14 protein-coding genes are annotated in these 18,596 nt (G+C 74.3%); 5 read left to right on the top strand and 9 right to left on the bottom strand.

Features of this window, described 5'->3' with window-relative positions; genetic code table 11:
* Window positions 1–32: 32 nt before the first annotated feature.
* From C8E97_RS11240 to C8E97_RS11225, 4 genes are all read right to left on the bottom strand, one after another.
* Window positions 33–1,286: an MFS transporter gene (locus C8E97_RS11240; RefSeq protein ID WP_170211772.1), complete on the bottom strand. Its 1,254-nt coding sequence runs from the start codon at window positions 1,284–1,286 to the stop codon at window positions 33–35.
* A 55-nt stretch (window positions 1,287–1,341) separates the two neighbouring features.
* Window positions 1,342–2,640 (bottom strand): DegT/DnrJ/EryC1/StrS family aminotransferase, encoded by a 1,299-nt coding sequence (locus C8E97_RS11235; protein WP_121004263.1) that lies wholly within the window; start codon window positions 2,638–2,640, stop codon window positions 1,342–1,344.
* A complete protein-coding gene (locus tag C8E97_RS11230; RefSeq protein WP_121004260.1) occupies window positions 2,627–3,682 on the bottom strand; it encodes an NAD-dependent epimerase/dehydratase family protein in 1,056 nt (351 codons plus the stop codon). Before C8E97_RS11230 ends, C8E97_RS11235 begins: the two co-directional genes overlap by 14 nt.
* 688 nt (window positions 3,683–4,370) lie before the next feature.
* Window positions 4,371–5,885, bottom strand: a complete 1,515-nt coding sequence (locus C8E97_RS11225; protein ID WP_170211770.1) for a tachylectin-related carbohydrate-binding protein — start codon at window positions 5,883–5,885, stop codon at window positions 4,371–4,373.
* A 519-nt stretch (window positions 5,886–6,404) separates the two neighbouring features.
* Between C8E97_RS11225 and C8E97_RS11220 the strand changes: the two genes are divergently transcribed.
* The gene (locus tag C8E97_RS11220; protein WP_121004254.1) at window positions 6,405–7,001 is read left to right on the top strand and encodes a GNAT family N-acetyltransferase; all 597 of its coding nucleotides are present in this window, start codon (window positions 6,405–6,407) and stop codon (window positions 6,999–7,001) included.
* Window positions 7,002–7,095: 94 nt separating this feature from the next.
* On the opposite strand, the gene C8E97_RS11215 is transcribed toward C8E97_RS11220, so the two are convergent.
* Window positions 7,096–8,100 (bottom strand): SDR family NAD(P)-dependent oxidoreductase, encoded by a 1,005-nt coding sequence (locus C8E97_RS11215; protein ID WP_246018811.1) that lies wholly within the window; start codon window positions 8,098–8,100, stop codon window positions 7,096–7,098.
* Window positions 8,101–8,173: 73 nt separating this feature from the next.
* On the opposite strand from C8E97_RS11215, the gene C8E97_RS11210 reads away from it, so the two are divergent.
* Both C8E97_RS11210 and C8E97_RS11205 read left to right on the top strand, forming a co-directional pair.
* Window positions 8,174–8,806, top strand: a complete 633-nt coding sequence (locus C8E97_RS11210) for a TetR/AcrR family transcriptional regulator (RefSeq protein ID WP_121004250.1) — start codon at window positions 8,174–8,176, stop codon at window positions 8,804–8,806.
* Between the two features lie 153 nt (window positions 8,807–8,959).
* Window positions 8,960–10,249: an APC family permease gene (locus tag C8E97_RS11205; protein WP_246019355.1), complete on the top strand. Its 1,290-nt coding sequence runs from the start codon at window positions 8,960–8,962 to the stop codon at window positions 10,247–10,249.
* A 54-nt stretch (window positions 10,250–10,303) separates the two neighbouring features.
* Here the strand turns inward: C8E97_RS11205 and C8E97_RS11200 are convergent, their stop codons facing one another.
* The 3 genes from C8E97_RS11200 to C8E97_RS35920 all read right to left on the bottom strand — a co-directional run bounded on the left by C8E97_RS11200 (window position 10,304) and on the right by C8E97_RS35920 (window position 14,322).
* Complete coding sequence (locus C8E97_RS11200; RefSeq protein ID WP_121004244.1) at window positions 10,304–10,585, bottom strand: DUF4287 domain-containing protein; 282 nt, start codon at window positions 10,583–10,585, stop codon at window positions 10,304–10,306.
* A gap of 65 nt (window positions 10,586–10,650) precedes the next feature.
* Window positions 10,651–11,484, bottom strand: coding sequence for an alpha/beta fold hydrolase (locus C8E97_RS11195; protein ID WP_121004241.1), 834 nt, complete (start codon window positions 11,482–11,484; stop codon window positions 10,651–10,653).
* Window positions 11,485–11,556: 72 nt separating this feature from the next.
* Entirely contained in the window at window positions 11,557–14,322 is a 2,766-nt protein-coding gene (locus C8E97_RS35920) for an EAL domain-containing protein (RefSeq protein WP_246018810.1), read from the bottom strand.
* A gap of 163 nt (window positions 14,323–14,485) precedes the next feature.
* On the opposite strand from C8E97_RS35920, the gene C8E97_RS11185 reads away from it, so the two are divergent.
* Window positions 14,486–14,686: a hypothetical protein gene (locus tag C8E97_RS11185; protein WP_147455066.1), complete on the top strand. Its 201-nt coding sequence runs from the start codon at window positions 14,486–14,488 to the stop codon at window positions 14,684–14,686.
* Window positions 14,687–14,836: 150 nt separating this feature from the next.
* Here the strand turns inward: C8E97_RS11185 and C8E97_RS11180 are convergent, their stop codons facing one another.
* A complete protein-coding gene (locus C8E97_RS11180) occupies window positions 14,837–15,367 on the bottom strand; it encodes an RICIN domain-containing protein (RefSeq protein WP_121004235.1) in 531 nt (176 codons plus the stop codon).
* A 298-nt stretch (window positions 15,368–15,665) separates the two neighbouring features.
* Here C8E97_RS11180 and C8E97_RS11175 point away from each other — a divergent pair, with 298 nt between their 5' ends.
* The gene (locus C8E97_RS11175; protein WP_121004232.1) at window positions 15,666–18,455 is read left to right on the top strand and encodes an AfsR/SARP family transcriptional regulator; all 2,790 of its coding nucleotides are present in this window, start codon (window positions 15,666–15,668) and stop codon (window positions 18,453–18,455) included.
* Window positions 18,456–18,596 lie beyond the last annotated feature (141 nt).

Raw genomic sequence — 18,596 nt, 5'->3', positions numbered from 1 at the left:
GGAGCGCCGGGCGAACGAGGCGCGGGGCGAGGTCAGTGGCCGACGACGCCGGCGCGCGGTGGGATCGCGGTCCGGCGCAGCCGCGCGATCAGGACGATCATGAGCAGCATGAGCAGCGGCAGGACCACCATGCCCGCGCGCAACCCGAAGACCTGCGCCAGACCGCCGACGACCGGCGGGCCGACGAAGAACCCCGTGTACCCGATGGCGGTGACCTTGGCGATGGCCGACCCGGAGCGCGCCGGGTCCCGCGCGGCGCTGTGGCCGAAGACGACGGGCACGACGGCGGCCAGGCCGAGGCCCAGGACGACCGCACCGACCAGGCAGGTGGCATACGCTCCGGGCACGAGGACGAGCACCGCGCCGATCGCGGCGATCACGCCGCACCCGACCAGGAACCGGCCCGTCCCGACGCGGCGGTGCACGCCGTCCGCGGTCAGCCGCCCGGCGGTCATGCCGATCGCGAACGCGGTGATCCCGATCGCCGCGGCGGCGCCGTCGCTGCCGACGACGTCGCGCAAATACAGCGCGCTCCAGTTGTTCATGACGCCCTCGCCCATCATGGCGCAGAAGCACACCGCGCCGGGCAGCACGATCGCCGAGGTGGGGAACGACCGCCGCGCGCCGTCCGCCGCGCCGCGCCGCGCGGTGGACGGCGACGGCGCGTCCCGGAGCAGGCCGTGCACGGCGACCGCCGCGACCGACGCCGTCATCCCGGCGACCGCCGTGAAGTGCGCGGGCGTGCCGATCCGCGCGGAGATCGTCACCGCGCCGACCGCGCCGCCCGCCAGCGCGCCCACGCTGAACGCCGCGTGGAAGGACGTGAGGACCGGGCGGCCGTAGCCCCGTTCGACCAGGCTGCCCTGGGCGTTCATGGCGACGTCCAGGCCGCAGTTGCCCACGGCGAGCAGGAGCATCGCGGCGACCAGCGCCGGGAGCGCAGGCGCCAGCGCGACCAGGGGCAGCGCGGCCACGTACCACAGCATGGACGCGATCAGGACGGTGCGACTGCCCAGCCGCACCACCAGCCCGCCGACGACGAGGGGCGCGAGCACGACGCCGCTGTTGAACCCGACGAGCGCGATCGCGAGCTGCCCGTTGGACAGGGCGAGGTCGTCCCGGATCACGGGCACCCGGGCGGCCCAGGTGGCGAAGGCGAACCCCACGAGGAAGAAGATCGCCGCGGTCGACAGGCGGGCGCGCCGGAGCCCGCGCCGGTCACCGGTCGCGCGCCCGCCGGGAACCCGCACGGCCCCCGACGAGTCCGCGGGGACGGCCGCACCCACGGCGGGGTCCGCCGCGGTCGGCCGGGGGTCGGGGTGCCGGCGGGCAGGCACGTCGTCAGCCCTTCATCCCGTCACGCGCGAGCTTGACGAGGGCGTCGCGCTCCTCGACCAGCACCTTGTGCAGCGCCTCGGCGAACAGCTCCATCGTCCGCGCGGTGTTGGGCGGTCCCAGGGAGCTGAAGCTCTGCCCCAGGACGAGCCGACGCAGGCAGACGTCCTCCGCCACCGGGTAGTCCAGGTCGCGGTAGCTGTGGCCCGGTCGGGCGTGCCCGCACGTCCACGGGCAGCCCTTCCCGTAGCCGCGCAGCTCCTGGAAGAGGAGTTGCGCGGGCACCGGGCGCGGCTGCCAGCGCGCGATGCCCAACCCCTCGGCGGCGACGGCCTTCTCCACCGCGTCCCGGAAGACGTCGACCGGCAGGTCCAGGTCCAGCTCCTCCGGCTGGACCAGCAGCGGGTAGAAGAAGTACACGTGCGTCCGGTCGTCGGGCACGATCGGCGGCCGGATGCCGGGCACCTCCGCCAGCGCCTTCGTGAGCGCCGCGCCGTTGGCCTCCCGGACCTCCGTCGACCGCGCCAGCCGGGCGAGCTGGGAGCGGGCGAACGCGGCGGCGAGCACGTCGATCCGGTAGTTCCAGCCCATGATCCGGGCGTTGTAGTCGCGGCCCTGCCCGGCCAGCTCCTCACCGAACATCGACACCCGCCTGGCCAGGCGGAACTGCTCGGCGTCACGGGTCGCGAAAAGCCCGCCCTCACCGAGCGCGGACAGGCACTTCGAGCCGTTGAGGCTGGCCGCGCTCGAGTCGGCGAGCCCGCCGACCGGCTCGCCCCGGTACCGGGCGCCGTGCGCCTGTGCCGCGTCCTCGATCAGCGCGAGGCCGTGCCGGTCCGCGACGGCGCGCAGCGCCGCGTAGTCGGCGGGCAGCCCGTTGAGGTCGACCGCGATGACGGCGCGGGTGCGCCCGGTGACGCGCTCGGCCACCCGGTCCGGGTCGATGGCGAACGTCCCGCGGTCGGTGTCGGCGAACACCGGGATCGCGTTCGCCTGGAGCACGCACGACGCGGTCGCCAGGAAGGTGTCGGCGGGGACGATCACCTCGTCGCCGGGTTCGACGCCCGCCGCGGCGACCGCCATGTGCAGCGCCGCCGTACCCGAGTTGGCGGCCAGCACGTGCGGCATCCCGGTCCACTCGGACCACGCCCGCTCCAGGTCGCGCACCTCGTCCATCGGCCAGTGCCACGGCGTGGCCCGGTCCATCGCGCGCAGCACCGCGTGGCGGTCCTCGTCGGTGACCTGCGGCCAGGGCGCCACCGCGCCCTCCGCGACGACCGGGGTGCCCCCGTCAAGTGCCAGCACGCTCCATCTCCCTCCCCCCGGCGTCGGGGACGCCGGCCGGACGGACCCGGAAGACCGCGTTGACGGAGGGCAGCTCGGGCTCGCTGCCCAGCGCAGCCCCGAGGGACCGCACACCGTCGGCCAGGGTGATCCGCGGCCGGAACCCGAGACCGCTCAGGCGACCGATGTCGGCCATCAGGCGGAAGCTGTCGTCCACCACGCCCGCGTCGGCGTCCAAGCGCGCCGGTGTCCCCGTCACCGCGCCGATCTCCTCGGCCAGCCGGCGCATGGACGTCTCGGTGCCGGTGCCCAGGTTGTAGACGCCCCCGTCCTCCCCGCGGTCCGCGATCCGCAGCAGGGCGCTCACCAGGTCGTGCACGTGGATGAAGTCGCGCGTCTTGCGGTCGACATCGCCGACGACCGGGATCGGCCGACCGTTCAGGTGCCAGCGCAGGAACTGCGACACCTCCCCGCCCGCCCGCCGCGGGTCCTCGCCGGGCCCGTAGATGACGAACGAACGGCCGATCACCACCGGCAGCCCGCGCGCGTCGTGCAGGCAGCGCAGGACCAATTCACCGGACAATTTCGACGCACCGTACGGGAGGAACGGGCGCGTGGGGTGCCGTTCGGATATCGGGAATTCACACGGCCGCCCGTACACGACGGCGGAGGACAGGTACACCAATCGCCGAACGCCGACTTCGAGCGCGGCATTGCCGACGTTGCTGGTGGCGAGCGCGTTGAGTTCGAAGTCCAGCCGCGGGTTCTCCACCGACAGCGTGCCGCTGGCGTTGCCGGCGAGGTGGAACACGACCTCCGCGCCGCGCAGCGCGGCGCGCGTCGCGCCGAAGTCGCGGAGGTCCGCCCGGACCGGCTCGACGCCCGGAACGCCGGTCACCGCGCCCGCGGCCAGGTCGACGACCCGCACCACCGCCCCGAGCGAGCGGAGGCGTCGCACCAGGTGCCGCCCCACGAACCCGGCGCCGCCGGTGACCGCGACGACACCGTGCGGGCCCCGGCCGGGGCTGTCACCTGCGCCGTCGGCGTGCTCTTCATCGGGCATGTCGCAGCCTTTCGGTCGTCGACAGGACTCGTGGGCACGTGCTCGATCGCTCGACTCGTGTCGGAGGCAGCGCGGGAATCGACTTCGACGGTGCCGGCCACCCGCCGCCGGGCACCGCCACGACGCGATCCCGCACTCGACTCCCCGACCGCATGGGTGGCCACCACGGCGCGGCGGTCGCCCCGAAAACGCGGTGAACGGCAGTGCGGGATACCGGGATATGTCGCACATTCACAGACGGTTCAAACAATGCTTCAATCAGCGCACGACAAGTCTCTCGTCGGACTTGACGACCCGTCTACCCGCCAATCGAGTGAACCATTTCCTCCCGCACCGTAGAATTCCCGCCGACCAGGCCACCCACGCCCGTCGAAGAATTCGACCAAACTCATTGTTTCGATCCGACGGATTCCGGGTAACGACCCGCAGGACATTCTCCGGTGACCCGACGACCCGACCCTTCCGGGCCTACCCACCCCGGTACCCGCCCACCCCAGCGCCGCGAGGCCGCCGTCGGGTTGTCGCGCCTCATTTCCCGCCGATCACGCTTTTCGATCGGCGGGAAATGAGGCGCGATGGCCCGACTTGATGGCGGCCGAGCCCGCCGTCTGCGGAGCAGCGGCAATCCAACACAGCGCGATGGCCCGACCACAGGGCGGCCGAGCCCGCCGCGACGAAGTCGCGGCAATCAAATACCGCAGGCCCCCGCCTGCGCGGTGACGGTGCGCTCGGTGTTCCAGCCGGAGCCGATGGAGCGGCCGGTGCCGTCCGCCGCGCCCGGCTCCCACGTGTCGGTGTTGTCGTGGTGCTGGTACCAGCGCAGCACCGGCACCGACCCGGTGCCCCACGGGTCCTTGCCCCACGCGCCGCGCGCGTACAGGGTGTCGCCGCCGGGCGAGAAGACCTCGGAGAACATGTTCCAGCCCGAGCCGACCGGCTTGTCGCGCTGCACGAACCGCTCGGTCGCGAAGTCGTACTGGAAGCGGTACAGCTCGCCGGTCGGCTTGCGGGCGTAGAGCACGCCGTCGCCGGCCGCCGTGATCAGGTCGAACCTGTGCCACCCGGTGTCCAGCGTCTTGCCGCCCCAGTCGACCCAGGTGTCGCGCGTGGTGTCCCACTCGTAGTACCGCAGCAGGCCCTTGTCGTCGATCAGGATCAGCCGGCCCTTGCTGTCCACCGTGATGCGGTTCTTGTACTCCGGCGTGAAGTAGCGCTCGAAGCCGTTGCCGACGACGCCGCCGCCCAGCCAGGTGCCGTCGTTCCACACCCAGCGCTTGAGGGTGCCGTCACCGGCCGCGTCGTTGCCGTCGATGCGCTTGTGCACGTCCCACAGCACGTTCCCGGTACCCGCGAGCGCGCGACCGAACCAGCCGTTGCCCACCGCGTTGCCACCGCTCCAGGACAGGCCGCCGGTGGCCGCGTCGTGGTGCACGTACCGGTGCAGGTCGCCGTTCTGGCGCACCGACCACAGCTGCACGGGCTCGCACTTGACCGGCGTGGGCACGATCTGCCGGGTGATCCAGTCCTTCAGGTCGTCGACCCTGGTCTCGGTGCTGCCCTTGCGGGGCTGGTCGACCAGCAGGCACCCGTGCTGCCAGGACGTCCTGTTCAGCGCGACGAGCTGCGGTTCGACGCCGTCGCGGAACGCCGGGCCGCCCGCGTCGCCCTTGCAGGTGTCCTTGTCACCGGTCAGCGCGGCCTCGGTGGCGGTCAGCGCGGACACGGTGAACGGCGCGATCCGCGGCCGGCTCGGCACCCAGTCGGTCGCCGTGCGGCCGAACCCGGCGACCTTGAGGGTCTCGCCGGCCGCCAAGGGCGTCGCGGCGAGCTTGAGCGGCGCGATGCCCTCCGCCTTGGCGGCGAGCTTGACCACCGCGACGTCCCGCTCCGCGTGCCGGACGATTTTCGCGCCGGTCGTGATGTGGCCCGCGCCGGTGGACAGGTCGACCGGACCGACCGCGATGCGCACCTCGGCCGGGTTCGCGGGCAGGCAGGACGCCGCCGTCAGCACGAACTCCGGGGCGATCAGCGCGCCGGAGCAGCCCGCCGTCGTCCCGGTGGTCAGCCGGGCGAGGAACTGGTGGGCCCCGTTCTGGACGGCCGTTCCACCGGACAGCGCCTGCGCGCCCGGCACGACCGCGATGCCGACGCCCGCCACCGCTCCGACCGCGAGCGCGGCCGTGCGCACACGCAACGATTTCATCCTCATCCCTCGTCCTTCGGGGTGGTGCGACAACTCCGTGTTCGGAGCGGAGGTCGACCACGCGGGCACGGGCCACCGCGTGCCCACGCCCTCGGCCGACCGGCCGGCCACCCCGCCCACGTCGGTCCGGGCGGCCGGTCGCGACGGGGCCCCCGCGGTCGTCCCCGGCTGCCGACGCACCGTCGACCGCGTCCGGTGGGACCGTACCTGCGACTTCACCGGATCCACCCGACCCGGACAGTGAGCCGGGCCACAACACCCGGTGATCCATATCGCGTAACGGGGAACGACCGGTGACGCGCGGGTGTCCGAAGTGGAGGGTGCCGGTCCCGGCGCGCCGGCGCCGCCGACGGCCGCCGCCGCCCGACGCGCGCGCCGAGGTGCCGGAACCGGTTCACGGGTGCCCATCCCGACCGGGAACCGGTACGATCGCTGCCGATGATCATCGATGTGCCCCACCGGGAGCTCGCAGGCAGTCGTCCGTGGTGGGTCGACGGGGCGAGCCGGGTCGGGTGGAAGGTGCGGCTGCGCGAGATCGGCCCCGCGGACCGCCGCACGTTGATCGGGTTCGACCGGGACGCCGCCGGCCGCGGCGACCCCCACATCGGCGGGTACCGGCACTGGGCCGCGCACCGGGCGGACACCGACGGCTCCGGCGACGACCGCCACGTCGGGATCGAGGCGCTGCACGGCGGGACGCTGGTCGGGTCGATGTGGATCCTGACCGACCCGGCCGCGCGCCGGTTCAGCTACAGCATCGGGATCGGGGCGCCGCACCGCCGCTGCGGGTACGCGGGCGACGCCATCACCACGCTGCTCGCCCTCCTGTTCGGGCAGCACGGCTACCTCAAGTGCGAGATCAGCATCTACGGCGGCAACTTCGCCTCGCTGGCGCTGCACGGGGGGCTCGGCTTCCGCGAGGAGGGCCGGCCGCGGGACACCGAGCTGGTGCGCGGCGGCGTCGGGTACCCCGTGCTGATGGGCATCACGGCGGCGGAGTTCGCCGCGCGCCACCCGGACCGCGGCACGGACCGCGGTCCGGTCGACCCCCGACGGGGGCGGCACTGGCGGACGCGGCAGCGCGGCCGGCACTGGCGCACCGAGAACCCGGACTGATCCGGGGCCGACGCGCACGCCGGCGGCCCGCGCCCGCGCCACCACCGGCAACGCCACCACGGGCAGCACGCACCGCCCTCGACGCGGACGCCGCTCAGCCCTTGTCCAGCTCCGCGTTCACCACCGCCTCGAACCGGTCACGGCCCTCGACGCCCAGAGCGCCCCCGAGCGCGGTCGCCAACCGGTCGAACGGGTCCTCCAGGGGCAGCTCCGCCAGCCGCTCCGCCAGCTCGGGGACCGTCCAGAGCGCACCCTCCTTGGTCACCCGCGCACCGCGCGACCAGCCGTGGTTCACCGCGATCGAGCCACCGCGCACGGACAGCACCTGCCCCGTCAGCGGGCACCCGTCGCTGACCAGGTAGGCGACCAGCGGCGCCACCACGACGGGGTCCCGCGGGTCCGGTCCACCGCCCGACGGCGCCTCGGCCATGCCCGGCACCGGGGTCGTCAGCCGGGTCCGCACCATCGACGGGCTGACGCAGTTCACCCGGACACCCAGCCGCCGCAGCTCCACCGCGTGCACGGCGGTCATCGCCGCGACGCCGGCGTTGGCCGCCGCGTAGTTCGTCTGCGTGGGCAGCGGGTTGAGCAGGCCCGAGCCCGACGCGGTGTTGACGATGGCGCGGTCGGCGCGCACCCCGTCGGACACCCGGCCGCGCCAGTACCGCGCGGCCCAGCGGCTCACCGCGAAGGTGCCCTTCAGCTTCACCGCGACGACGTCGTCGAACTCCGCCTCGTCGAGCCGTTCGAGCCCCTTGTCGACCTCGATGGCGGCGTTGTTGACCACCGCGTGCAGGTCGCCGAACTCCTCGACGGCCCGAGCGACCATGCGCTCGGCGTCGGCCCAGTCGGCGACGCTGCCGGTGTCGGCCACCGCCCGCCCGCCCGCCGCGCGGATCTCGTCCACCACGGCGGTGGCCACCCCCTCGTCTCGCCCGTGCCCGTCGATCGCGACACCGGGGTCGTTCACGACCACGTTCGCGCCGGCCGCCGCGAGGTACCGCGCCTCCGCCCGACCGATCCCCCGACCCGCACCGGTCACCAGCACCGTCCGCCCGACCAGCTCGCCCACCGCGACTCCCCTCTCCGCGTTGCCCATGCCGCCACGTTACTGCACCGAGTGCACTATTGCATCAGGTGCATCTATTTTCCAGGTGCACTAAGCTCGTCGCGTGCCAGAGGAACCCGGACGCCGCGAGCGCAAGAAGCAGCTCACCCGCCGAGCGCTCGTGGACGCCGCCGTCCGCCTGTTCGCCGAGCGGGGCTACGACCGGACGGGCGTGGCCGACATCGCCGAGGCCGCCGACGTCAGCAAGCGCACGTTCTTCCTCCACTTCGCCACCAAGGAGGACGTGCTGCTGGCCGACGGCGGCGCGCGGGTCGACCTCGCCGTGCGGGCCATCGCGGAACGGCCGCCCGGCGCGTCGGTGCGCGAGGTCCTGGCCGAGGCGGCGCGGCGGATGATCGCCGACACCGCCGACGCCGACCTGCCGAACGGGCTCGCGGCGCTCCGCGCCCGACTGGTGGTCACCACGCCCGCCGTGCAGGCCCGCGTGCTGCACGCCGCGTTCACCGCGCAGACCAGGATCGCGGCGGCCCTGCGCGAGGCGTACCCGGACGCGCTCGACGAGGTCACGGCGGCCGGCGTCGTCGGCGCGGTGACCGGCGCCATCAGCGCCGCCGCCGTCGCCAGCCTCCAGCGCGGCGACCCGCCCTCGCTGACCCACGCCGCGATGCGCGACGCGGCCGAGCTGGCGCTGCGCTGCGTGCCGCCGTCCGACGCGGCCGCACCGGGACCGGCCTGAGCCCCGGCGGCGGAGCAGGCCGACCGGCGCGATCGTCGCTTCCGGACGGTGCCCGCCCGCGCGCCGGGCGACGGCCGACCGTCCACCCCGCACAGCGGCCAAGGCCACACCGCCGGTTCGGGTTCGCCGCCGGCGGGTACGGGACCGGGCATGGTGGTCTCGTTGAAGCGGGCTGTGAGCGGGCGGTTGCTGTACTTCTTCATCCTCGGCGACATCCTCGGCGCGGGTGTCTACGTCCTCGTCGGCTCGATCGCGGGCCGGACCGGCGGCGCGGTGTGGCTGCCGCTGCTGTGCGCGCTCGGGCTCGCGGCGCTCACCGGGGCCTCGTACGCCGAGCTGGCCACGAAGTACCCGAGGGCGGGCGGGTCGGCGCACTACGCGACGCGGGCGTTCGGCCACGCCGTCGGGTCGGTGGTCGGGTTCTGCATGCTCGCGGGCGGGATCGTGTCCGTGGGCGCGCTCGCGCGGGCGTTCGCGGGTGACTACCTGGGCGCGCTGGTGTCCGTGCCGGTCGTCGTGGTCGTCGTGGTGCTGCTGGTCGGGTTGGCGGCGCTGAACATCCGGGGCGTCCGGGAGTCGTTGCGCGCGAACGCCGCCGCCACGCTCGTCGAGCTGAGCGGCCTGGTGCTGGTCATCGGGCTCGGCCTGTGGGTGGTGCTGCGCGGCGACGCGGAACCCGCCCGGCTCGCGCAGTTCGACACCGGGCACGGGGTGTTCGGCGCGGTGCTGGCCGGGACGGTGCTCGCCTACTACTCGTTCGTCGGGTTCGAGACGTCGGTCAACCTGGCCGAGGAGGTGCGCGACCCGCGGCGCGCGTACCCGAGGGCGCTGTTCGGCGCGCTGGCCACCGTCGGCGTCGTCTACCTGCTCATCGGGCTGGTCACCAGCGCGTCCGTGCCGACCGACGAGCTGGCCGGGTCGAGCGGGCCGCTGCTGGAGGTGGTCCGGATCGCCGGTGGCGTGCCGGAGTGGCTGTTCAGCCTCATCGCGCTGGTGGCGGTCGCCAACGGGGCGCTGCTCACCGGCATCATGTCCTCCCGCCTGGCCTACGGCATGGCCCGCGACGGCCTCCTGCCTGCCGCGCTGGGCCGCGTCCTGCCCGGTCGCCGCACGCCGTGGGTGGCGGTGCTCACCACCTCCGGCGCGTCCCTGGCCCTCGCGCTGACCGGGGAGGTCGAGGCGCTCGCGGCCACGCTGGTGCTGCTGCTCCTGGTGGTCTTCACCGCCGTCAACGCCGCCGTGCTCGTGCTGCGGCGCGAGCCCGGCGACGCCGAGCACTTCCGCGTGCCGGTCGTCGTGCCGGTCCTGGGCATCGGGTCGTGCCTGCTGCTGTTCACGCAGGTGGAGGCCGGCGTCTGGGTGCGCGGGCTGGTGCTGGCCGGGCTCGGTCTCGTGCTCGCGGCGGTCAACGTCGTCCGGCGCAGGCGGGCGGTCGCGGTGTGACGGCGACCGGGACCGCCGCCGGTCCCGGCGGAGGCGTCGGCGCGCCGGGCGCGGTCAGCGGTTGGCGAGCCCGTCCACGCGCAGCGTCGTGGACTCGTCCCGGTGCGCGCCGGTGCCGCCGACGTGCTTGTCGCTGATCCCGGTGCCGTTCTTGAGCACGTGGTACAGCGCCATCCCGTGGCCGCGACCCAGGCCGTAGTCGGCCTTGAGCCAGTCGAGGACGACCCCGGCCTTCGTGGTCGCGCCGTAGCCCCGGTCGCCGGCCTCGGCCAGCAGTTCGGCCGGGGTCTTGCCGGTCTTCTTCTCGATGGCGTCGAGGTACGCCTGGAAGGACATCGCGGTCTCCGTTCGTCGTGGTGCCGACCGGAACTCTAAGACAATCCAAGTTGTCCTGACAACTTTTATTTTCGGTCTCGGCCGACGGGGCCGGACCGGCCCGCCGAGACGAGGAAGTCGAGCACCAGCGGGCTCGCCACGGCGCGGAACTCCTCGAAGTAGGCGTGCCGCGCGCCGGGGATCACGTGGAGCCGCGCGCCGGGGATGCGCTCCGCCAGCAGCGGGGCGTTCGCCACCGGGTTCAGCCGGTCGTCGCCGCCGTGCACGACCAGGGTGGGCGCGGTGATCGCGGGCAGCAGGTCCCAGCCGTCGTGCCGGTGGCTGGCCAGCCGGTGCCCGCGACGGGCGTGGGACGGCATCGCCGGGTCGCCGAGGGTGGAGTGGGGACCGGGGTGGTCGGCGAGCCAGCCCGGCGTGTACATCAGCTCCAGCAGCGCCCGTCGGAACGCACTCGGCTCCGGCTGGGCCAGGGACCGGCGCACGGCCTCGTCCCGCTCGACGCCGTGCGCGCCACCGGGGGACGTGCAGCCCAGCACCAGCGCGCCCACCCGGTCGCCGTGGCGCGCGGCCAGCTGCTGCGCGACCCGCCCGCCCATCGAGGTGCCGTAGACGTCCGCCCGCTCGACGCCCAGTTCGTCGAGCACCGCGACGACGTCGTCGGCGAAGACCGCGGTGCTGTAGGGCCGCTCGGGCTTGTCGCTGTCACCCGTGCCGCGGTAGTCGATGGTGATCGTGCGACGCGCGGGGTGGAAGTCCGCGCGGACGCCGTCCCACCAGTGGTGGTCGTTCGCCTGCCCCGCCAGCAGCACCAGCGGGGGCCCCTCCCCCGCCTGCTGGTAGGCGATGCGGACGCCACCGGACACGGCGTGCGACCGGGTGGTCGGTGCGGCGTGCGACATGGAGCGCTCCCTCGCGTTCGGCGTCGGAGAAGATCATGCGCCGGGCCCCGCACCCCGCCCAACCCCACCCCCTCAGCCCCACTCCCTGAGCACCACCCGCATCGTCCCGTTCCGCTCGACCTGCACGGTCCGCGCGCGCAGCCACTCCTCCAGGTCCTCGTCCGGCACCGGTCGGGAGATGAGGTAGCCCTGGGCCACGTCGCAGCCCATCGACACCAGCTGGTCGCGCGCGGCATCGTCCTCCACCCCCTCGGCCACCACGGTCAACCCCAGCGAGTGACCCAGCTCCACGATCGAGCGCACCACCGCCATGTCACCCAGGTCGGTGCCCATGCCCAGCACGAACGACTTGTCGATCTTCACCTCGTCCACCGGCAACTGCCGCAGGTAGGCCAACGACGAATACCCCGTGCCGAAGTCGTCCACCGCCAGCACCACCCCCATCGCGTGCAACCGCCGCAACACCGGCAACGCCCGCTCCGGGTCCGCCATCACCCCCGACTCGGTCAACTCGAAGGTCAACAACTCCGGCGGCACCCCGTGCCGGCGCAACGCCGCCCCCACCCGGTCCGGGAACTCCTCGTCCGCCAACGTCCGCACCGACAGGTTCACCGCGATCGACATCCGCAACCCCCGGTCCACCCACCGGCGCACCCGCTCCAACGCCCTGTCCAACACGAAGTCGGTCAACACGTCCACCAGCCCGGTCGCCTCCACCGCCGGCACGAACTCGTCGGGGTCCACCCGCCCGAACTCCGGGTGCCGCCACCGCACCAACGCCTCCGCCCCGATCACCTGACGGCTCGGCAACGCCACCTTCGGCTGGTAGTGCACCGACACCTGCCCCGACTCCAACGCCGACCGGAACTGCGTCACCAACTGGAACCGGCGCAGGAAGATCTGCCCCATCGACGGCGCGTACGCTCGCAGCGGATCACCCTCCGACGTCGCCCGCACCGCCACATCCGCCCGCTGCAACAACGCGTCGGCGTCCGGGTCGTCGGCCTCGCAGTCCCTGGTGGACGCCCAGCCGATCACCACCCCGGCCTCGATGGTGAGCCGGTCCACCGGGTAGGGCCTGGACAACGAGGTGTGCAGGCGCTCGGCGACCTCCTTCACGCGCTCGGCCTGCCGGTCGAGCAGCAGCGCCGCGAACGCGCCACCCTCCAACCGGGCCAGCGGCACCTCGGGACCCAGCTCGTCGCGCAGGCGTCGACCGGCCGCCACCACCATCCGGTTGCCCCACGCCTGCCCCAGCGCGTCGGACACCGCCGACAGCACGTCCAGGTCGACCCGCACCACGACCGCCGTGGCCGCTGCCCGCATCGGCTCGCTCGCCGCCTCCCGGAAACCCGGCCGGTTCAGCAGGCCCGTCAGCGGGTCGCGATAGGCGTCGTGGCGGAGCCGGGCGAGCAGCCGCCGGTTGTCCGCGACGATCGCCAGCCGACCGGCCAGGTCCCGCAGCGCCGCGAGGTGGGCCTTGCGGAAGCCGTGCCCGCCTCTGTCGAGCCGGTCGTGCACCTCGACCGCGCCAAGCAGCTGCGTCGCGCCGCGCAACGGCACCACCAGCACCTCCCGCGCGTCACGACGGGCCAGCGCCTCCGCGACCTCCCCGTCCGCGTCGGCCACGCGGAAGCGCCGCACCTCCGCGCCGGCGAACCGGAGCAGCGCGTCCTCGCGCAGCCGCCGCGGGTCGTCACGGCGCATCCGGGACGGCAACGGCTCACCCGCCACCAGCGTGCACATCGGGGCCTGCGAGTCGGCACGCAGGCGCAACACCACGCGGTTGGCGTCGAACCGCCCGCGGATGTGCTCGGCGACCAGCTGCCAGGTGCCCTCGGCGCGGTCCGCGCCCTCGTCGGCGTCCGCCTCGTGCGGGCCGAACCCCTCCGAGGCGAGGTCGTCGAGCAGCCCGGACAGCGGGTCCCGCGGCGCTTCCTGCGCCGACGTGGCCGACTCCAGCTCGGCCAGCTCGTCGCCGTGCTCGTCCAGCAGGCGCTGCAACCGGTCCAGGCCGGCCGAGGTGTCGAGCAGGATCTCGTCCGCCGTCGACGGGTTCGGCCCCGGGGCGACGACGTCGCCCGCGCCGGGGTCGGGCGAGCCGACGCCCAGCTGCCGCAGGCGGTCCTCCAGGCGGCCGATCCGGTCGTGCAGGAGCTCGGTCAGCGCCGAGGCCCGCTCGCGCTCCTCCCGCGCCTGGCCGAGCTGGTTCCGCGCCCTGCCCCGCTCCCGCTCCGCGTCGGACAGCTTCCGGCGCGCCTGCGCCAGTTCGGCCCGGTAGCCGGTCGCCTCGGACAGGCGGCGGTCGCGCTCCGCCGTGAGGTTGGAGATCAACGCCGACAGGCGCAGGAGGACGACCTGGAGCACCGCGATGACCTGGGACGAGCGGTGCTCGACCTGCACGCTCTCCAGCAGTTGGCGACGCGCGAGGCTCAACTCGTCGGTGACCTCGATGAGGCGTCGCTGCGTGGCGATGGTCTCCGCCTGCGCGCGCACCAACCGCGTGTGCGCGTCGACCAGGCCCGGCTCGGCCGGCGGCGGGTCGGGCCGCCTGGGGTGCACCGCGCGCTGCCACAGCTCCCGGACCGCGCGCTTGCGGTCCGGCCAGTGGCGCTCGTCGGAGGTGCATGCCTCGACCACGGCCTCCACGAACTCCCACCGGGGCAGGTGCTCGCCGGCCAGTTGCTTCGACACCGTCGTGTCGCTGCACCCGCAGCGCCTGCCGATCACCTTCAGCGTCAGCCCCGAGTGGTCCACCAGGCCCCGCAGGTACCTGGCGAGGTCGTGCCGTGCCCGATCATCGCCTTTGAGAGCACCCCAGGGGCGGCCTGACCGCATCCTCACCTCGCACGTGTCCCCGTCCGCGGACAACCGGCAGTTGTCCGCGGCGGACACCTTGCCAGTCCGGACAAGGGCGGGACCAGCCGCGAACCGCAACAGTACGGCTTGCGGGCAGGCCGCACGCGGGAAGGACCGGAGGCGAGCGATGATGGTGGACGTGATGGCATGGGCGGGTACCGCGGCCGTGGCGGTCGGCGTCCTCACCCGGCTGCCCGCCGCGACTGCGCGCTTCCTCCGCGCCCTCATCCCGGTCGTCCGCGCCTACCGGGACCTGTGGGCCGAAGTCCGCGGGCGGGGACCCGGCCGCCCGTCGCCGCGGGTCGCCGACGGGCAGGCGCGGCGCGGGCGGCGGCGCACCTGACCCGTCCGTCCACAGTGGACTCCAGGGCGGAGTGCCCGCGCACCGACCACCGGCGGTCCGGCTCGCGGCGGCGCGCCGGAGTGGTTCCGGGATGCCGGCGGGCATCCCGGAACCACCGGCCGGTCACCCGGTCAACGGGTCACCGGCCGTTCACCCGTGCCGCCACTGCTGGTGCGCGCCGCCGTTGCAGTCCCACATCTGGACGGTCGCGCCGACCCACCAGTTCGCGCCGGAGATCTCCAGGCACCGGTGGCTCATGTTGCTGCGGATCTGGGAGCCGTCCCACCTCCACTGCTGGGCCGCCCAGCCGTGGCAGTCGATCATGTTGACGGCCGCGCCGTTGTCGTGGTTCGACGCGACGATGTCGAGGCACTTGCCGTTGATGCTGTTGCGGATCTGGCTCCCGTCGAAGAAGAACAGCTCGGACGGCCAGCTGGTGCAGTCCCAGATGCCGACCATCGCGCCGTTGCCGGGGTTGCCGTCCCGGACCTCCAGGCACCGGTTGTTGTAGTTGGACCGGATGTTCGCGGCCAGTCCCGCGCCGACGTCGCCGGCACCCGCCGGCACGGCCGCCGCCTGCCCTTCCCCGGCCCGCCCCGACGCGGTCGGCGGAACGACGACGCCGCCGACGACGAAGGCCGCCGCCGCCACCAGGGACAGTGTTCTGCCCAGCACTCCCATGACGCGCTCCTTGCGTTGCCCCGCTTGACGAGGGTGGTGGTCCGGGGTAGCCCCGGGGGAACGACCGGGCCGGGCGCGGACCGTGCCGTCCCACGGGGTCCGCCGACGCCCTGCCCGGACGCCGTGCGGGACCGGTGGCCCGTTCGGTCCACGGGGTTGGTGCTCCACCCGCGTCCCGCCCCACCCGATCCCGCACCGCGCCGACCATTGCACTGGACCGGACCGACAAGTCTTTGCAGACTCCTTGAATCCGCAGCTCCGCTCGGGCAGCACCGGCGGGAAGGGCACGGTACGCGCGATGGCGGTCGAGTTCCGCCTGCTGGGCACGGTCGAGGCGACCGTCGACGGCAGGCTCGTGGACCTGGGTCCACCCCGGCAGGTCTGCGTCCTGGTGCTGCTGCTCGTCGAGGCCAACCACGTGCTCCCGGTCGACCGGCTGCTCGACCGGGTGTGGCCGGACCGCCTGCCGCACAGCGCGCGCGGCACGCTGTCCAGCTACCTGTCCCGCCTGAAGAAGTGCCTGGCGGGCACGGACGAGGTGACCCTGGTCAGGAGGTCGGGCGGCTACGCGCTCACGGTCGACGCCGACGCGGTCGACCTGCACCGGTTCCGCCGCCTGCTGGGCCTGGCTCGGGCGGGCGGTGACGACTCGCGGACCTGCGCCCTCCTGACCGACGCGCTCGCCCTGTGGCGCGGTGAGGCGTTCACCGGCGTGGACTGCCGATGGCTGGACCTGTTCCGGGAATCCCTCGCGGACGAGCGCCGCACGGCCCGGCGCGAGTGGACCGACCTCCAGCTCCGCCTCGGGCACCACGCCGCGCTCATCCCGAGCCTGGCCGCGCAAATCGAGGACGACCCGCTGGACGAGCAGCTCATCGCCCAGCTGATGCTCGCGCAGTACCGGACCGGGCGGCAGGCCGAGGCGCTGGACACCTTCCACCAGGCCCGGCTGCGCCTGGCCGGGGAGCTGGGCATCGGTCCGGGCGACCGGCTGCGGCGGCTGCACCGGGAGATCCTGTCGGCGGGCGCGGTCGCCGATCCCCCGGCCGCCGGTCGCTTCCCGCGGCCCCGCCAGCTGCCCACCGCGCCGGCGGTGTTCACCGGGCGGGCGGGCGAACTCGCCCGCCTCACGGAGGCGCACGCCACCGACCGCGGCGCACTGGTCGCGATGGTGGGTGCGGGCGGTGTCGGGAAGACCTGGTTGGCGCTGCGCTGGGCGCACGACCACGTCGCGCGGTTCCCGGACGGTCAGCTGTACGCGGACCTGCGCGGGTTCGACCCGGTCGAGGAGCCGACGCCACCCGCGGTCGTGGTGCGGTCCTTCCTCGAAGCGCTCGGGGTGAGGCCGGCCGACGCGCCGCTCGACGTCGACGCGCAGGCGGCGCTCTACCGCAGCCTGCTCGCCGGGAAGCAGGTGCTGGTGCTGCTGGACAACGCCCGCGACGCCGCGCAGGTCATCCCGTTGCTGCCGGGCGGACCGCGGTGCTGCGTGCTGGTCACCAGTCGCGACGACCTCGGCGCGCTGGTCGCCCTGCGCGGCGCGCGCCGGCTGGCCGTCGACCTGCTCGACCCGGAGCAGTCCCGCCGGTTGCTCGGCGGGCACCTCGGCGCGCGGCGGGTGGCGGACGAGGCCGACGCCGTGGCGGCGGTGGTCCGGTACTGCGCGGGGCTCCCGCTCGCGCTCGCCGTCCTCGGCGCGCGCGCCGCGCGGCGACCGGACTTCCCCCTGGCCCTGCTGGCCGCGGAACTCGCGCGGGAACCCACCCGGCTGGACGCGCTCCGCGCGGGCGACCTGCGGGCGGACCTCCGCGCGGTGCTCTCGTGCTCGTACCGCGTGCTGCCGCCCGAGCCGGCCAGGCTGTTCCGCCTGCTCGGCCACGTGGTCGGACCGGACATCGCGGTGGACGCGGCGGCCCGCCTCGTCGACCGCCCGGAGGGCGCCACGCGCGAGGCGCTGGACCACCTGGAGCAGGCGCACCTCGTGCGGCAGTGCACGCCCGGCCGCTACCGGACCCACGACCTCGTCCGGCTGTTCGCCCGCGCGGTCGCGGACGGGGACGAGGCCGGGGCGGCCGTCGACCGGCTGCTCGACCACTACCTGGACGTCGCCGTCCGAGCGACCTCCGACGACGACCGGATGGCCGCCACCCGGCTGGACGCCGAGTACGAGAACCTCGTCGCCGCCGGTGACTTCGCCGTCGAGCACGACCGGCCAGAGCACGCCTGGAAGCTCGCCGACGCGCTCTGGTTCTTCCGCTACTGCCGGGGACTCGGCCGGGACTGGGTCCCCCAGCTCACCCGTGCGCTCGGCGCGGCGCGCGGCGTGGGCGACGCGGCGGGCGAAGCCGCGATCACGAAGCACCTCGGGGTCGCGCACTTCTGGCACGGCGACTACCGGGCGGCCACCCGGTGGTACCGGCGGGCGCTGGCGTCGGCCGAGCGGGCGGGCGACTGGCGGGCGGCGACCGCGGTGCTGCACAACCTCGGCATCATCCACCAGCGCCAGGGCGGGCACACCGAGGCGCTGGAGCTGTTCGAGCGCGCCGTCCGGTTGGTCGACGAGCACCGGATGACCGGGACGACGTCGCGCTTCGTCGCCAACAGCGGGGTGGTGCTCGCCCACTTCGGCCGGGTCGCCGAGGCGCTGGACCGCTGCGACCGGGCACTCCGCTTCCAACGCGCCTGCGGGCTGCGCCACGCGGAGGCGCACTCCCTCATCGTCCTCGGCATCGTCACCCGACGAGCGGGCCGTCCCAGGGAATCGGCCGACCACCTCCGTCGGTCCCTGGCGGAACTGCGCCGGATGCACGACCGGTCGGGCGAGGTCGAGGTGCTGAACGAACTCGGGGACACCTTCCGCGCCCTGCACGACCCCGTTGCCGCCGCTGCCGCGTACGGGGAAGCCCTCGAACGCGCCGACGCGATCGCGCACCACTACGAACAGGCCCGCGCGCACGCCGGTGTCGCGCGGTGCGGGCCCCTGGAGCACGCTCAGCGGCACCGCGCCGCGGCCCTGGCGATCCTGACCGACCTCGACGTCCTGGAGAGCGAGAGAGAACGGTTGGTCGGCCCCGAACGGCAGGGGTGAGGTCGTCGTGCACCACGCGCGTTCGCGTGACCGGTGCGCCCCGCCTTCGACGATCACGCACCCGGACGAGCTGCCGGAGGACCGGCTGCCGGTGTTGCGACGGCTGCTCGACCGGGCCGCGCCGGTGCTCGACCAAGGCGC

Source organism: Saccharothrix australiensis (genome assembly GCF_003634935.1).
Lineage (GTDB): Bacteria > Actinomycetota > Actinomycetes > Mycobacteriales > Pseudonocardiaceae > Actinosynnema > Actinosynnema australiense.
Note: the sequence above shows the minus strand (reverse complement) of the source record. Positions and strands in the feature narration are given on the sequence as shown.